The organism is Microtetraspora malaysiensis (genome assembly GCF_001528665.1).
Taxonomy (GTDB): domain Bacteria; phylum Actinomycetota; class Actinomycetes; order Streptosporangiales; family Streptosporangiaceae; genus Microtetraspora_A; species Microtetraspora_A malaysiensis.
Genome location: NZ_BBYJ01000037.1, coordinates 14,343 through 30,025 on the forward strand (window position 1 = coordinate 14,343; position 15,683 = coordinate 30,025).

Annotated in this window: 12 protein-coding genes; 11 read left to right on the forward strand and 1 reads right to left on the reverse strand. The window is 71.7% G+C overall.

All coding sequences use genetic code 11. The annotated features are described in order from the left end of the window. Positions 1–167 precede the first annotated feature (167 nt). From AWQ71_RS35740 to AWQ71_RS35770, 7 genes are all read left to right on the forward strand, one after another. Positions 168–1,859, forward strand: coding sequence for a PucR family transcriptional regulator (locus tag AWQ71_RS35740; RefSeq protein ID WP_067142457.1), 1,692 nt, complete (start codon positions 168–170; stop codon positions 1,857–1,859). A gap of 33 nt (positions 1,860–1,892) precedes the next feature. Beyond that, positions 1,893–3,476 (forward strand): amidohydrolase, encoded by a 1,584-nt coding sequence (locus AWQ71_RS35745; RefSeq protein WP_084259678.1) that lies wholly within the window; start codon positions 1,893–1,895, stop codon positions 3,474–3,476. 167 nt (positions 3,477–3,643) lie between these two features. Beyond that, a complete protein-coding gene (locus AWQ71_RS35750; RefSeq protein WP_067142464.1) occupies positions 3,644–4,084 on the forward strand; it encodes a RidA family protein in 441 nt (146 codons plus the stop codon). A gap of 26 nt (positions 4,085–4,110) precedes the next feature. Further along, entirely contained in the window at positions 4,111–5,703 is a 1,593-nt protein-coding gene (locus tag AWQ71_RS35755; protein ID WP_169806707.1) for an amidohydrolase, read from the forward strand. A 65-nt stretch (positions 5,704–5,768) separates the two neighbouring features. After that, positions 5,769–7,169 (forward strand): amidohydrolase family protein, encoded by a 1,401-nt coding sequence (locus AWQ71_RS35760; RefSeq protein ID WP_067142469.1) that lies wholly within the window; start codon positions 5,769–5,771, stop codon positions 7,167–7,169. A gap of 58 nt (positions 7,170–7,227) precedes the next feature. Beyond that, positions 7,228–8,559, forward strand: coding sequence for a serine hydrolase domain-containing protein (locus AWQ71_RS35765; protein WP_067142472.1), 1,332 nt, complete (start codon positions 7,228–7,230; stop codon positions 8,557–8,559). After that, a complete protein-coding gene (locus AWQ71_RS35770) occupies positions 8,556–9,713 on the forward strand; it encodes an alanine racemase (protein WP_067142475.1) in 1,158 nt (385 codons plus the stop codon). Before AWQ71_RS35765 ends, AWQ71_RS35770 begins: the two co-directional genes overlap by 4 nt. Positions 9,714–9,767: 54 nt before the next feature. On the opposite strand, the gene AWQ71_RS35775 is transcribed toward AWQ71_RS35770, so the two are convergent. Further along, complete coding sequence (locus AWQ71_RS35775; protein WP_218002092.1) at positions 9,768–10,412, reverse strand: helix-turn-helix transcriptional regulator; 645 nt, start codon at positions 10,410–10,412, stop codon at positions 9,768–9,770. A gap of 298 nt (positions 10,413–10,710) precedes the next feature. Here AWQ71_RS35775 and AWQ71_RS35780 point away from each other — a divergent pair, with 298 nt between their 5' ends. From AWQ71_RS35780 to AWQ71_RS35795, 4 genes are all read left to right on the forward strand, one after another. Continuing rightward, positions 10,711–11,499 (forward strand): ABC transporter ATP-binding protein, encoded by a 789-nt coding sequence (locus tag AWQ71_RS35780; RefSeq protein WP_067142478.1) that lies wholly within the window; start codon positions 10,711–10,713, stop codon positions 11,497–11,499. A 77-nt stretch (positions 11,500–11,576) separates the two neighbouring features. Further along, positions 11,577–12,545 (forward strand): ABC transporter substrate-binding protein, encoded by a 969-nt coding sequence (locus AWQ71_RS35785; protein WP_067142481.1) that lies wholly within the window; start codon positions 11,577–11,579, stop codon positions 12,543–12,545. Next, complete coding sequence (locus tag AWQ71_RS35790) at positions 12,542–14,590, forward strand: iron ABC transporter permease (RefSeq protein ID WP_067142484.1); 2,049 nt, start codon at positions 12,542–12,544, stop codon at positions 14,588–14,590. Before AWQ71_RS35785 ends, AWQ71_RS35790 begins: the two co-directional genes overlap by 4 nt. Next, complete coding sequence (locus AWQ71_RS35795) at positions 14,587–15,657, forward strand: nitrilase-related carbon-nitrogen hydrolase (protein ID WP_067142487.1); 1,071 nt, start codon at positions 14,587–14,589, stop codon at positions 15,655–15,657. Before AWQ71_RS35790 ends, AWQ71_RS35795 begins: the two co-directional genes overlap by 4 nt. The last annotated feature ends 26 nt before the right edge of the window (positions 15,658–15,683 follow it).

The following is a 15,683-nucleotide window of genomic DNA, read 5'->3' on the forward strand; positions in this document are numbered from 1 at the left end:
GGGCGTCGCGGCCGGCTGACCGTGTGCCCGCGCCCGTGAGGACGGCGGCCCCCGAGAAGGGGCTCGCGAGGAGGCGTCCGCGAGGAGATGCCGGCGAGGACGGGCGCAGGGTGTCGTGCACGGTGCCGTAGGGTGATTTACTCCCCCGTGTTGAGGAAGGGGCGCTTATGTCCCAAACCGACCTGATCCCCGACGGCACCATGGCCCGCCCGTACCGGCCCCCGCTGGGCCAGGTGCTGGAGACGCTCGGCTCGCACGTGCTCTCCGCCGTCCACGTCCCCGACGCCGGCCTGCCGATCGGCGAGCCCGTCGTGCACGACCCGGACGATCAGCTCGACGACCGTCCCGCGGGTGTGCTGCTCGCCGTCGGCGCGCGGCCGTCCGCGCCGGAGACCCGCGATCTCGTACGGCTGGCGGGGGCCCACGACTACCACGCGGTCGTCATCAAGGACCGGGGCGCCGAACTCGGCGAGCTCATCGACGCCGCCCGCGAGGCGGGGGTGGCGCTTCTCGTGGCGTCGGCGCGGATCCCGTGGCGCCAGCTCGACGCGCTGCTGACCGCCGCGATCTCGGGCCCGGGAGCGGCCACCGCGACGTTCTCCTCCGGCGGCATCGGGGACCTGTTCGCCCTGGCCAACGCGATTGCCACCACGATCGGCGGGGCGACCTGCATCGAGGACGCCGAGGGCAACGTGCTCGCGTACTCCAACGTGCCGGGGCAGGAGATCGACGAGATACGCAAGCTGGGAATCTTGGGGCGCAAGACGCCGCAGCGGCCGACCAACCGGCTCGAGTACAGCCGGGTGTTCCGCGCCGACGGGCCGGTACGCTTCCCGAGCCTCGGGCCGGGGCACATGCGGCGGCTGGCCACGGCGGTGCGTGCCGGAGCCCGGCTCCTGGGCTTCATCTGGGTGCTGGACGGCACGCCGCCCGTCGCCCCCGGGGCGATGCGGCTGCTCGGGGACGCGGGCCGGATCGCGGCGGCGCACATGCTGCGCTCGCGCGACCCTGGCGACCCGTGGCGCTGGCAACGGGCGGAGACGCTGCGCCTCCTGCTCGACGGCGACGTCTCCGAGTCCGTCGCGGCGGCGCGGCTGGGGCTGCCCGCGGACTCATCCGTGGCGATCATGGCGTTCGCCCCCGCGTGGCCGGCCCCCGAACCTGTAGCCGCCGAGGCCGCCGTCACGACCGTCGTCGACCTGGTCAGCCTCGCGTGCGAGGCGTGGCACCACGAGGCCGTCTGCACCACGAGCCGGAGCGTGCTCTACGCCCTGGTGCCCGTGCCGGAGGGCACGCCACCCGACCGGCTGGTCCGGTTCGCCACCGACACCGCGGCCTCCGTACGCAAGGCCGCCGGAATGGACCTGCACGTCGGCATCGGCCCCCTCGCGGCGAGGCTGGAGCAGGTCCCGGAGTCCCGCCGGCTCGCCGACCGCGTCGTCCGCGTACTGGCCGAGACCGCGGGTGGCGCCACACGCGTCGCCACCGACGAGCAGGTGCGCAGCCGGATCGCCCTGCTCGACCTCGTCGACAGAGGCGACACCGCAGCCGAGCGGCTGCTCGAACCGGTCCGGCGGATGCTGGAGTACGACGCCGCGCACTCCAGCGTGCACGCGGTGACGCTGCTGGCCTACCTGGACGCGTTCGGCGAGGCGGCCAGGACCGCGGCCGAACTGTCGATCCACGAGAACACGCTGCGCTACCGCATCCGCCGCCTGCAGGAGCTGTTCGGAGTGGACCTCGCCGATCCGACCGAACGGCTGGTCATCTGGCTCCAGCTCCGTCTGCTCCACATGCGTGCGGAGTTCTCGTCGATGCCCACAAGAGTCCCGGGACGGAACGTCCGTTCTCAACGATGAGTGATCGCGGGGACACCGCCTAGCGTCTGCCGTATGTCCTCACCTTCGGCGCCGTCGACGCCTCCCGTTCCCCCGTCCCTTTCCTCAGCCGTCTCCCCGCCCGCGCCTTCGGCGTCCGAGGAGCGTCCCGGCCTGGTGCTGCGCAACGCCAGGGTCGGGCTCCGCGGCCCGCTCCGGCACATCCTGATCACCGGTGGACGGGTGGCCGCCGTGCTCGACGAGCCGCCCGGCTCCACCGAGATCGGCGACCAGACGGCCGGTCACACGCGGGCCGGAGCGGTCGAGGACGTCGATCTGGAAGGCGCGACCGTCCTGCCGGGGCTGTGGGACGCGCACGTGCACTCCGTGCAGTGGGCGCAGGCCCGCCGCCGGATCGACCTCGGAGGCGCACGCTCAGCGCGGGAGGCCGCCGAGCTGGTCCTGCCGCACCTGCGGCCGTCCGGGCCGGCCTCCGAATTGATCATGGGGTATGGCTTCCGCGACGCACTCTGGGCGGACGTGCCGGACAGGTCGCTGCTCCCCGAGGCCCACCCGGTCGTGCTGATCAGCAATGACCTCCACACGGCCTGGCTCAGCGGCGCCGCGCTCGCCCTCATCGGCAGGGGCGACCACCCGACCGGGGTCCTACGCGAATCGGAGTGCTACAACGCGCTGGTCGCGCTGCCGCCGCCCCCTCGCGAGCTGCTGGACAGGTGGGTGGCCGAGTCGACCGTCGCCGCCGCCCGGATCGGGGTGACCGGCATGCTGGACTTCGAGCTGGCCGACAACGTCACGGACTGGCTGCGGCGGTTCCGTGAGCAGGAGGTCGCCGTACGCGTCGCCTGCTCCATCCCGCGCAGCGGCCTCGACGAGGCGATCGCCCATGGGCTGCGCACCGGCGACGCGGTGGCGGGCTCGGGGGGATGGCTCGAGGTCGGTCCGGTGAAGATGTTCGTCGACGGCTCGCTCAACACCCGCACCGCCTACTGCGACGACCCGTATCCCGGCTCCGGCGACCGCGGGCGGCTGGAGACGCCGCCGGACGAGCTGGCCGCGATCATGGGGCACGCCGCCCGCCACGGCCTGCACCCCGCTGTGCACGCGATCGGGGACCTCGCCTCCTCCATCGCGCTTGACGCCTTCGAACGGGTCGGCTGCCCCGGGCGGATCGAGCACGCGCAGCTCGTCCGCGCGGGCGACTTCGCCAGATTCGCCCGGCCGGGACTGGTCGCCGGAGTGCAGCCCGCGCACGCCCCGGACGACCGCGAGGTCGCCGACACCCACTGGTGCGGCCGGACCGCAAGAGCCTTCGCATACGCCGACCTGCTCGCGGCGGGCGCGACCCTCGAACTCGGCTCCGACGCGCCCGTCGCGACGCTCGACCCCTGGGACGGCATCGCCTCGGCGGTGACCAGGACCGACGACGAGCGTCCGCCATGGCATCCCGAGCAGGTCATCTCGCTCCAGGACGCGCTCGCCGCCGCCTCCAGGGGACGCTCCGCCGTACGGGAAGGGGAGCCGGCCGACCTGATGATCCTGGAGCGCGACCCGTCGCTCCTCGCGCCCGGGGAGCTGCGCCGCCCGAGCGTGCTCGGCACGCTCGTGGGCGGCCGGTGGACCCACCGGACAGTGGGCTGATCAGTGGGCTGATCAGCGGGATTTGACGCCCGGCTCGCCGGGAGGCGCCCACCCGCCCGGCGAGCATTTACAAAACGTCCAAGTCATTGACCAACAGTCTAAATCTTGGGTAGCCTCGGCCTTCACGGCTCGCGAGGCGAGCCCCGTGAAGTGCCCAGGAGGTCGGCATGGAAACCGGATTTCTCGCACTGCCCGAGCCGTTGGTGCCCTTCGCGCGCTACGTGCCGTGCCGGTGGAGCGGTGACGAGTTGCACGTTTCAGGGCAGGTCGCGGCGCGCGAGGGGGAGTTCCCGCTGCGTGGCCGCGTCGGCGCGGAACTCACGCTGGAGCAGGGACGGGCGGCCGCGCGGCAATGCGCGCTCAACGTCCTCGCCGCGTTGCAGCGCGAGGTGAACGATCTGTCCAGGATCCGCGCGCTCGTCAAGGTGACGGTGTTCGTCGCTACCGGGCCGGACTTCCTGGAACACCATCTGGTGGCTGACGGTGCCTCGGAGGCGTTCATCGAGGCGCTCGGCGACGTGGGCGAGCACGCGCGCTCCGCGGTGGGCGTCGCTCGGCTGCCGATGGACTCCCCGGTGGAGATCGAGGCCACCGCCCTGGTCGGCTGACCGCTCGGCGCCGTTTAGGAGGAATGATGGACGCCACCCCCAAGCATCTGACCATCATCAACGGCCGCCTGTTCCTACCCGGCGCATCGATGGGACCCCGGTCCGGCGACGCGCCCACCGCCCTGGTGATCGAGGACGGCAGGATCTCCGCCGTCGTCTCCGACGACGAGGCGCTGCGTCTGCGCCACCCCCGCGCCGAGGTGATCGACGCCGCGGGCGGGTCGGTCCTCCCGGGGTTCGACGACGCCCACATCCACGTGATCCCCGGCGGCCAGTGGGACGGCCTGCTCGCGCTGAGAGGCGCCGCCACGGTCCCGGAGCTGCAGGCGCGCATCGCGGAGTACGGTGCGGCGCACCCGGAGCTGCCGTGGATCTGGGGCGGAGGGTGGCACTATGCCGCCTGGGGGGACGCCAAGCCCGCCAAGGAACTGCTCGACGCGGTCCTGCCTGACCGCCCGGCCATGATGACCTGCATGGACGGTCACAGCTACTGGGTGAACTCCGCCGCCCTGCGCGCCGCGGGCATCGACCGCCACACCCCGGATCCCGTCAACGGCACGATCGTGCGCGATCCGGCGACCGGTGAGCCCACCGGCTGGTTGAAGGAGAAGGCGGGCCAGCTCATCTACCGGGTGATGCCCGAGCCGACCCACCATGACCTGAAGCTCGCCCTACGCCGGGCCGTACAGGCGTTGAACGCGTCCGGGTTCACCGCCGTGCAGGACGCCCGGACCGATCCGCGCGAGGTGCCGGTATGGCGGGAGGTGCTGGCCGAGGGCGGGCTGACGCTGCGTTCGAGGATCGCCCTGCCCATGGCGCCCGAGCAATCGCTCGCGGACTGGCGGACGACTCTGGACGAGCATGAGGAACTGGTGGCGCCGCTCCGCGGCGGCGACTGGCTGACGAGCGGGATCGTCAAGGGTTTCGTCGACGGCGTGATCGAGAGCCGGACGGCCGCGATGCTGGCGCCGTACGAAGGCGAGGAGAGCAGCGGCGTGCCCGCTTTCGAGCCGGAACAGCTCACGGCGTTCACCGTGGAGGCGCACCGGCGGGGATGGCAGGTCCAGCTGCACGCCATCGGCGACCGCGCCGTCCGCATGGCCCTGGACGCATTCGAGGCGGCGGGGCGGCGCCGGCACCGCGTCGAGCACGTCGAGGTCATCCATCCGGAGGACGTCAAGCGCTTCGCGGCACTGGACGTCGTGGCGAGCATGCAACCCGCGCACGCCTTCTCCGCTCCGGACCGGGCGCACGACTGGCACGGCGTGATCGGGCCGGAGCGCGCGGCCGCGAACTGGCCGATGTCCGCGATCCACGCGTCGGGAGGGGTCATCGCCCTCGGGTCCGACTGGCCCGTGGTGGACTTCGACCCCTTTATGACACTGCACGCGGCGATGTCCGCGGACCACGCGCTCACCCTGCCACAGGCGCTCACCGCGTACGGGCGCGGGTCGGCCTACGCGGCGCACGCCGAACACCGACGGGGCGACGTCGCCGTGGGAATGGACGCCGACCTCGTCGTGCTCGACCGGGACCTGCTCGACGCCGGGGACGTCCGGGGGGCCGGAGTCATGGCGACGATCGTCGACGGCGTCGTGGTCCATCGCGCCGCCTGTTGAGGGGCGGATCCGAACGCAGGCGTCTCTCGCCGAGGCGTTCTGCCACATCAGTCTCAGGAGTTGGCATGGAGTACGACATTCTGCTGCGCGGTGGTCGGGTGATCGACCCCGCCGCGGGCATCGACCGGGTCGCCGACGTGGCGGTCGCCGGGGGAAAGGTGGAGGCGGTCGGCCCCGATCTGGCCGGGCACGCCGCCACGGTCATCGACGTCGCCGGCCGATACGTCATCCCGGGTCTGGTCGACCTGCATGTCCACATCCCCGACCATGCCGGCGGTGGTGCCGGGCACGCCATGCTGGCCCGCGCGGGTGTGACGACCGCCCTCGACCTGTCGGGCCCGGTCACGGGCGTCCTGACCGCCGCCGCCAAGTCGGGCGTCGGGCTGCACATCGCGGCGGTCGAGGCGTTCCGTCCGGGACAGCAGCTGCCCGCGCGACCGACCAGAACCGAGATCCGGCGGGCCGTCGAGCGGGTGCTCGCCGCGGGCGGCATCGGAGTGAAGCTGCACGTCGACAAGGGCTGGGAACCCGAACCGACCGGGATGATCATCGACGAGTGCAACCGCGCCGGCGTGTGGATCGCCAGCCACTGCGGCACCACCGCGACCGGGAGCGACATCATCGGCCTGCGCGAGACCCTGGAACTCGCCGGGGACAACCGGCTGCACGTCGCCCACGTCAACAGCTACTGCCGGGGTGACGTCGAGGACGCGGGTGCCGAGGCGTACGCCGCTGTCGAGCTGCTTCGCAAGTCACCGCACGTCTTCGCCGAGTCATACCTGGCGGAGATCAACGGGTCCAACGGCACCTGCGTCGACGGCCTGCCCAAGAACAGGCGCGTCCGCTCCTGGCTGGAGGGAGCCGGCTATCCCGGAACCGAGGACGGCCTGCGCCGCGCGATCCGCGAGGGCTGGGCCCACGTCACCCGGATGGAGCCGGACGACGTGCTCCTGCTCTCCGGAGACGAGGGCGTCGCCCTCTGGGAGGAGGCGGAGACGCGGACGCCCATCTGCCTGCCCGTCAACCCGGCCATCTCCCGGCTGGTGCTCGGCTCGTCCAGGAAGGCCGACGGCGGCTTCGACGTCCACGCGCTGGCCACCGACGGCGGCGCCTACCCCCGCAACGTCACGGTGTCCGCCGGCCTGTCGATGGTCGAGTGGGGCCTGCTCACCCTTCGGGAGCTCGTCACCAAGGCGTCCTGGACGCCGGCGCGGATCCTCGGGCTGCCCGGCAAGGGACGCCTCGTGGACGCCGACATCGCGGTGATCGACCCGGTGAGCCGTACGGTCACGAGCACGATCAGCGCCGGGCGGCTCATCTGGCACCGGGGCGCCGTCCTCGGTCGCGGTACCCGATTCCTCAGCACCGAACGCGGCGCGCCCGCCGCGCGTGAGGCCTGCGGCGTCCATGAGCTTCTCGAACCGGCGGGCAGCGGCTTCTACACCGGCGACGGCCTCGCCGCCTGAGCCGGCCGGAGAGCAAGACAGCCAAGGCTTGAGACAGACAGAAAGGGAAACGCAGCGCATGACGACCGCCTCCGAACTGCTCGCCTCGCTCACCGAGACCACCGAGAAGCACCGCCTCGACATCGGGGTGCCGGGCGTCGCGCTCGGCGTGGCCGCCGGTGGTGAGGTCGCCTCGACCGGGCTCGGGGTCACCAGCGTGGCCGATCCGCTCCCGGTCACGACGAACACGCTGTTCCGCCTGTGCTCCATCACCAAGATCTTCGCCGCCACGCTCGCCATGACCCTGGTCGAGGAGGGCGTGCTGGATCTCGACGTGCCGGTGGTCGCCTACTATCCGGAGCTGTCCCTCGCCGACGCGGACGCTCGGGCGTCGGTCACCATGCGCCACCTGCTCACGCATGCCAGCGGCCTCGAAAGCGAGTTGCGCGGAGACCTGGAGACGTTCGGACGCAACGCCGACGCTCTCGACCGCGTCGTGTCGGCGTACGGCTCGCTCCGACAGTTCGCCCCGGCCGGTGAGATCTGGGGGTACTGCAACACCGGTTACTGGCTCGCCGGCGCCGCGCTCGGGCGGCTCGCGGGGACGTCGTTCGAAGACGCGGTGTCGCGGCGCGTACTCGAACCGCTCGGCATGGCAGGGAGCTGTTTCCTGGCCGAGGACGCCGTGCTCGGCCGGGTCGCGCTGCCCCACCGCCGCGCCTCGGCGGGTTCTCCGGAGCACGTCCTGATCCCGTCCTTCGCCTTCCCGCGAGCGCGCGTGCCCTCCGGGGGCGTGATCGCGGGCGTGGACGACCTGCTCAAGTTCGCCGGTCTCCATCTCGGGAACGGCCCCGCCGTCATCTCCGAGGCCGGCCGCGCGATGATGCGGGAACCCCTGATCCCGGGTGACTCCGCGGGTGACCACCAGGGCCTCGGCTGGATGACCTCCGCCCCGGGCGGCACGCCGGTGGTCGAGCACAGCGGGTCGTACAAGGGGTACTGCACCAGGCTGACCCTCCTGCCGGACCTGGGGGTCGCCGTCGCGGTGCTGACCAACAGCGACGACGGCGGCCGCCTGTGCCGCGCGGTCAAGGAGGCCGCCCTGGAGCTCCTGACCGGGTGGCGGACCGCCGAGGTGGAGTACGCCGACCTCGGCCCCGACGTGCTCGCCGCGTACGCGGGCGACTACGCGATCCCGGGCGTGGACAGGATCCGGGTGTCTCCGCACGAAGGCGGTCTCCGCCTCGAGCTGGTCAAGAACGCGGCGCCGGCCGGGGAGTCGCTGTGCCGGGCCACGTCCGAGACCGAATTCGAGATCGTCCACGGGCCGAGCCTCGGATCACGGCTGGTCTTCTTCCCCGGGTCCCCTGTGATCAGGCTGGGCCTCCGGCTCGGGGCCAGGCTGTCGTGACGCCCCCGGTCTCCCGGGGCGGGCCGGGCTTCGGCGCCCGACCGGCTCCCGAACTCGCGGCCGCGTTCGCCGCCATGTTCGCCGACGTCAGGACACCAGCGCTCGTTGTCGACGAGGCGGCGGTGGAGCTGAATCTCCGGCTGATGACGAAGCTCGCCCGATCCCCGGAGAGGTGGCGGGCCCACGTGAAGACGGCCAAGGCACGCTGGGTCATGGAGCGGCTGATCGCGCACGGGGTGACCAGGTTCAAGGCGTCCACCACCGCCGAGCTCGCCACCCTGCTCTCCCTCGACGTGGCCGACGTGCTTCTCGCCTACCCGGTGGTCGGGCCGACACAGTGGCGGGCGGCCGAGCTCGCCTCCGCCCATCCAGGCGCGGCGGTCTCCGTGCTGGCCGACAGCGTGGCGGGGATCCGCACCTGGCGGCCGGGCCGGGTCGGGGCGTTCATCGACGTCGACACCGGAATGGGCCGTACCGGCGTGCCCGTGGACGATCACGCTACCGTTTTCGCCGTGGCCGACGAGCTGGCGCGACGGGGGATCCTGCTGCGCGGCCTGCATGGATATGACGGGCACCTGGCCGACCTGCCCACACCCGAGCGGGCGCGGACGGCGGCCGACGGCCTGGCCGCGATGACGGATCTGGCCGAGGCGCTCCAGGCCGCCGGGCACGTGATCGGAGAGCTGGTCGTGGGCGGGAGCCACACGTTCCGGGAGATCCTGGCCACGCCCACGCCGTGGAGCGACCGGGTGACCGTGGGCGCCGGCACGGTGGTCTACAACGACGCCCGCAGCCTGGCGAGGTTCGGCGACATCGGGTTCACGGCCGCGGCGGCCGTGCTCACACGTGTGGTGAGCCGTCCCGCGGCGGGACGGGTGACCGTGGACGCGGGGCTCACGTCGATCCAGGTGGACGCCGGCCGGCCGCACGCGGAAAGCGCGGGACTGGTGGCGGTCTCGGCGGCGCAGGAACACCTCGTGCTGTCCTGCGCGCCGGGGGCCGAACCCGAGATCGGCGAGCTGGTCACCCTGGTGCCGCGCCACGTGGACACGGCCGTCAGCCAGTTCGGCGAGATGCATGTGATAGGCCCGGACGGCCGGGTCAGGGTGGAGCCGGTCACCGCACGCCACCACGAGTCCGCGACCGTCCGATGAGCGTGAGGCCGCGCCCCCGATCTCGCGCGCCGTGCCCGTCCGCCGACTCCGTGATCAAGATCCAGCGGACTCCTCCTTGAGACGGGTGATGTAGTTGTAGACCGACTGGCGTGACATCCCGAGCCGCTCCGCGACCATGGGGACGGCCCGGCGCAGCTGGAACAGACCTCGCTGGTCGAGCTGGCGGAACACCTCCGTCCGCTCCGCCACGGTGAGCCGGGTGAGCGGGTGGCCCAGGGCGTCCTCCACCTCGGCGAGCACCCCATCGACGACGGACTCGATGTCGGTGCCGAACGTGGTGGAAGGGGACTCCAGCGGGTCGAGGTCGCCGGCCATCTCGATGAGGAGCCGGCCGGCCACGCGCATCTCGGTCACGTCCAGATTTATGCAGACGGCGCCCACCACGTGGCCGTCGGACGTGCGCAGCAGGATGGTCGACGATTTGATCACGCGGCCGTCGGGAAGCCGCGTCACATAGTTGAGGTCGTCCTTGGCGTCGTCGCCCTGCCGCAGCATGCTGAGGCCGATCTGGCTCATGGCCGACCCCACGCGGCGGCCGGTGACATCGCCGGCGACGGCGATGACCGAGTGCTCCACGCGCCGGTAGTCGTGGAGAACCACCTCGCACTTGCGGCCGAACGTCGCCTGGATCCCGTCGACGACCGGACGCATGGCGGCGAACAGCGCCTCGGCTTCCACCGACGGGTCGACGGCCGAAGATTTCTGGCTGATCGGATTGTCCTTTCTCGCTGGAACCTCACTGGAATCTTGTGGGAATCTCGCTGGTCTATCACCGGAATCGCACTGGAATCAGTGGAATGCACCCGGACGGGCCGTGCGGGTCCGGCAACGAGAATTTTACGATTAGTCGAACCCATTGACAACAGGTCCAAATTCGGCCTAATTTGCGGGCTACCAACCGAATCCCCCCACCTCGCGCGAGCTGTCTTACCTTGTCAGCCCCCTGACGGCGGCCGGCGATGAGAAAGGCGGAACAATGTCGGGTCCCTTGGTCGCCGAACGACTGAGCGTCGGTCACGACGGCCGCACCATCTTGGCCGATGTCGACTTCACCCTCCCCGCGAGCGCGGTCACCGTACTCGTCGGCCCCAACGGCTGCGGAAAATCCACCATGCTGCGTACGCTCGCCGGCCTCCAGCGGCCGACCGGCGGGCAGGTACGCGTCCTGGGCGACCCCCTGGACAAGCTGAGCAGAAGGGAGCTGTCACGCCGGCTGGCCTTCCTGCCACAGACCCCCCTCGTCCCCGCCGGGATCACCGTACGCGAGCTGGCCAGGAACGGCCGCTACGCGCATCGCGGCGCGTTCTCACGGCACACCACCGAGGACCTGGAAGCCGTCGAGTGGGCGCTGCGCGTCACCAACGCGCTTCCGCTCGCGGAGAAGAGGATGAACGAACTGTCGGGCGGCGAGCGGCAACGCGCCTGGCTCGCCGCCGTTCTCGCGCAGAAGGCGGACATCCTCCTGCTCGACGAACCCACCACCTATCTCGACCTGCGCTATCAGGTCGAGGTGCTGGAGGTGGTACGGGCACTCGCCCATGAGTACGGCATGGCCTGCGGCCTCGTCCTCCACGATCTGGGGCAGGCCTCGTCCTACGGGGACCGGGTGATGCTGACCGCCGGGGGCGAGATCCTCGGCTACGGCGAGCCGGCCGAGGTGCTGACCTCCGAGAGCATCGCCCGCGCCTTCGGCCTCGACGTCAAGGTCGTCCACGACCCCGAGACGGGTGGGATCGCCTGCTTCCCCCGCACCTCACCCAACTGATCCGCAGGACCCACCGGCACGGCCGACCCCACGACCGACCGCACGGAATTACCCCCCACCAGCTAAGGCAGACGACGATGCGCAAATCCGCCATCCTTCTCAGCACCGTGGTCGCGGTGCTCGCCCTCGCCTCGTGTGGCTCCACACCCGCCACCACCGGCCAGTCCGGCGCCGCCCCTGCCCCGGGCGCGGCGAAGATCACCATACAGGACGGCTTCGGCCCCGTGGAGCTCGCCGCCCCCGCCACCCGCGTCGTCTCCCTCGAATGGACCTTCACCGAAGAGCTGCTCGCGCTCGGTGTGGTCCCGGTCGGCGTCGCCGACAAGGCCCTCTACAACGACTGGGTGACCGCGGGCACGCGAGTGGCCGAGTCCACGGTGGACGTCGGCACCCGCCAGGAGCCGAACCTGGAGACCATCGCCTCCCTCAAGCCCGACCTGATCGTGGGCAACGCCGACCGGCTCGCCAACAACATCGAGAGCCTCAAGGCCATCGCTCCGGTCGTCGCCTTCCGCTGGAACGATCCGGCCAAGGCGCAGCTCGCGGCCATGAAAGAGTCCTTCACGTCGCTGGGCACGGCCGTCGGGAAGGACGCCGAGGCCGCCAAGACGCTCGCCGGGCTCGACGCGACCACGGCGTCGGCGAAGGAGAAGCTCTCCGCCGTGGGCGGGACGTTCGCCCTGGCCTACCCCGCGGGAGGTGCCGGCGCCGCGACCGTGACGATCTTCGCCAAGACCTCCCTGGCCTCCCAGATCCTGGAGGAGGCCGGTATGACCAACGCGTGGACCGGCAACGCCGACTCGGACGGGCTCAGCACGGTTGGCGTCGAGGCGCTGACCAGCCTGCCCGCCGACGTGAACTTCCTCTACGTCTCGCCGTCCTCCGACGACACCTTCCTCAAGCTGGCGGACAACAAGGTGTGGACGGGACTGCCCTTCGTCAAGGCGACCCACACCTACAAGCTCGACCCGACCCCCTGGTTCTACGGCGGTCCCACCTCGGCCGAGCAGCTGCTCACCCAGACCGTGGCGACGCTGGTCAAATGAGCGCCGTCCTCGCATCCTCCGCCCCCGCCCCGATGCGACCCACCCGGCGGCCGGCCGCCCCGGTCGCCTGCGGTCTCGCCCTCGTCCTGCTGGCCCTCGTCTTCCTCTGGCACCTGGGCCAGGGCGCCTCCCACCTCGGTGTCGGCGACGTGCTCAGGGTGCTCACCGGCGGCGGTGACCAGCTGGCGGACGACATCGTCTTCAGCGGACGACTGCCCCGGACGCTCGCGGGACTGGTGGCGGGACTCGCCCTGGGACTCGCGGGAGGCCTGGTCCAGGGCGGGACACGTAACCCGCTCGCGGCTCCCGACACGCTGGGCGTGAACGCGGGCGCCTATCTGGCGGTCACGGCCGCCAGCGCGACCGGACTGAGCGTCGGCGTGCTCGGCACCGGCGCCGCCGCACTGGCCGGAGCCGTCGGCGCCGCGGCCCTCGTGTACGCGCTGGCGGGGCGGTCACTGTACGCTCCCGGGCGGGTGCTCCTGGCCGGTACGGCCGTCGCGCTCGCGGCCACATCCCTCGCGCTGATGCTGCAGATGCTCGACGAGCAGACCGCACGGGGCACGTTCTTCTGGGGCAACGGATCGCTGATCCAGACCGGGCTGACCGTCCCTCTCTGGACCGGTGCGGCGACCCTCGTCCTCGCCATGGCCGTACCCGCGCTGGTCCGCCCGCTCGACCTGCTCTCCCTGGGCGACGACACAGCGGAGGCCATGGGGATCAACGCGGGACGCATGCGCCTTTACGTCCTGCTGCTCTCCGTCGCCTTCGCCGCCGTCGCGGTGACCGTCGCGGGACCGATCGGTTTCGTCGGCCTGGTGGCCCCGATCGCGGTCCGGATGGTGGGCGTCCACAGGCACGCCTGGTTGCTCCCCCTCTCCGGCTCGGTGGGCGCGCTGCTCGTGCTGCTCGCCGACGGCGCGGGACAGGCCCTCCAGACCGCCGCGGGCGGCGAGATCCCGGTGGGCGTCGTCACCGCGCTGGTGGGCGGCCCCGTCTTCCTGGTGCTGGTCCGCCGACTGACCACGGGCGACGCCGAGACCGGGGCCTCGGTCACCGAGTCCAGGCCGCTGACCGGCAGGCGCTACACCACGGTCGTGGCGGTGGCGGCCGTCCTGCTCGTCGCCGCGATGCTCGTCGGACTCTCCGTCGGCACACTGAGCATCGACCTGTCGCAGATGCTCAACCCCGATCCGCTGATTCAGAGCGTCCTGTCCCAGAGGTTCACGCGGGTGCTCGCCGCGACCGGCGGCGGAGCCTGCCTCGCGGTGGCGGGCGGCACCGTACAGGCCGTCATCCGCAACCCACTCGCCGAGCCGTCCCTGCTGGGGGTCACCGGTGGAGCTGCCATCGGCGCCGTCACAGTGATCACGATGGCGTCCACCGCCCCGCACTGGATGATCCCGGCGGCGGCGTCGCTCGGCGGCTTCCTCGCTCTCCTGCTGGTGATGGCCGTGGCACGACGGAAGGGCACCCTGGATCCGACCCGTGTGGTGCTCGTCGGCATCGGCCTGGCCGCGGCGACCTCGGCTGTCGTCCAGGTACTGGCCCTGCGCTCCACCATGACCATCGGCGCGGTGCTGACCTGGCTGGCGGGTTCCACCTACGGCCGCGCGGGCGAGGATCTGCTCTGGTTGGTCGTCCCGCTGGTCGTCACGGTGTTTCTCATCATCGGCACCCGGCCGCTGGACATGCTGGCGCTGGGGGAGGACCTGCCGCGCGCGTTCGGGCTCGGCCTCGGCCGGGTCCGCCTCCTCGTCCTGATGGGCGCGGTGGCCCTCGCCGCTGGGACCGCCGCGACGATCGGCGCGGTCGGCTTCGTCGGGCTGATCGCGCCGCACCTCGCGCGGGGGTTCGTCGGCTCCTCACACCGGAGGATGCTGCCCGTGGCCGCGCTCCTGGGGGCCGCCCTGGTGGTCGTCGCCGACACGATCGGCCGTCTCGTCATCGACCCGCGGCAGGTCCCCGTGGGTGTGATGACGGCGCTGGTCGGGACCCCGTACATGATCTGGCTGCTCCGCTCGAACCGGAAGGTGAACCGTTGAGCCTCGACCCCGGCGAGTTCCTCGCCGTCGCCTGTCAGATGGACACCGTGGACGGCGCCGTCGGCCAGAACCTCAAGCAGATGGTCACGATGATCGACTGGGCCATGGAGGGCTACTCGGCCCTCGGCGTCCCGGTCCGGCTGATCGTCTTTCCCGAGCTGGCGATCCACGGTTCGGTCGGCGCGACCTACGCGGACAAGCGGCGTCACGCGATCGAGCTCCCCGGGCCGGAGATCGAGGAACTCGCCGAGAAGGCCAGGTCCCACGGCGTCTATCTCGTGGCGGGCACGGTCTTCGAGTATGAGCCGGAGTACGACGCGGTATTCAACACGCTGGTGATGCTTGCGCCGTCCGGGGAGATCGCGCTCCGCTACCGCAAGGTCAACGTCTGGTATCCGCTGGAGACGACCCAGTCGCCGATCGACCTGCTCGGCGAGGGGTACGACACCGCCAGGTTCCCGTTGTTCCCGGTCGCCCACACCGAGATCGGCACCATCGGCGGGCTCATCTGCTACGACGGATTCTTTCCCGAGGTCACGCGGCAACTGGCGGCCGAAGGCGCGGAGATCTTCGTGCGCGCCTCGGCGATCATGGACCCCTGGGGCTCCGGGCCGACCGGCGCGAGCGTCATGACCGACCGGATGCGTTCCCTGGAGAACCTCGCCTACACGGTGAGCGCGCAGCGCGGGTCCAGCCCGCGGACGGGTCCGCCGTTCTCGTGGCCGGGCCGCAGTTCGATCGTGGACTTCGAGGGCCGCGTGCTCAGCGAGGCGGAGCGCGGCGAGGAGATCATCATGGCCAGGATCGACGCCAACCGGGTGCGCGCGTACCGCGAGTCCGTACTCGGCGGCAACATGCTGGCACACAACCGCACCGAAGCCTACGACTACCTGACGAGGCCCGGTCCCGGGCCGCGCCCGCGGCTCTCCACGGGCCGGACGGTGTCCGAGACGGAGCACTTCGCCACCGCCCGCGAGCAGAACGACGCCTACTGGGCCGGCTACTACGAGCGGGACCCCTTCTGGAGACGCCGGCGCGATCTGGCGGCCCGCGAGAGGGACGCCTAGCAACCGCGTTGTCTCACCCGAAATGG

What these genes read in the sequence shown, in the direction of transcription:
- AWQ71_RS35740 (WP_067142457.1), top strand. Translation starts at nt 168, where the DNA reads ATGTCCCAAACCGACCTGATCCCCGACGGCACCATGGCCCGCCCGTAC.
- AWQ71_RS35750 (WP_067142464.1), top strand. Translation starts at nt 3,644, where the DNA reads ATGGAAACCGGATTTCTCGCACTGCCCGAGCCGTTGGTGCCCTTCGCG.
- AWQ71_RS35745 (WP_084259678.1), top strand. Translation starts at nt 1,893, where the DNA reads ATGTCCTCACCTTCGGCGCCGTCGACGCCTCCCGTTCCCCCGTCCCTT.
- AWQ71_RS35765 (WP_067142472.1), top strand. Translation starts at nt 7,228, where the DNA reads ATGACGACCGCCTCCGAACTGCTCGCCTCGCTCACCGAGACCACCGAG.
- AWQ71_RS35780 (WP_067142478.1), top strand. Translation starts at nt 10,711, where the DNA reads ATGTCGGGTCCCTTGGTCGCCGAACGACTGAGCGTCGGTCACGACGGC.
- AWQ71_RS35760 (WP_067142469.1), top strand. Translation starts at nt 5,769, where the DNA reads ATGGAGTACGACATTCTGCTGCGCGGTGGTCGGGTGATCGACCCCGCC.
- AWQ71_RS35790 (WP_067142484.1), top strand. Translation starts at nt 12,542, where the DNA reads ATGAGCGCCGTCCTCGCATCCTCCGCCCCCGCCCCGATGCGACCCACC.
- AWQ71_RS35755 (WP_169806707.1), top strand. Translation starts at nt 4,111, where the DNA reads ATGGACGCCACCCCCAAGCATCTGACCATCATCAACGGCCGCCTGTTC.
- AWQ71_RS35785 (WP_067142481.1), top strand. Translation starts at nt 11,577, where the DNA reads ATGCGCAAATCCGCCATCCTTCTCAGCACCGTGGTCGCGGTGCTCGCC.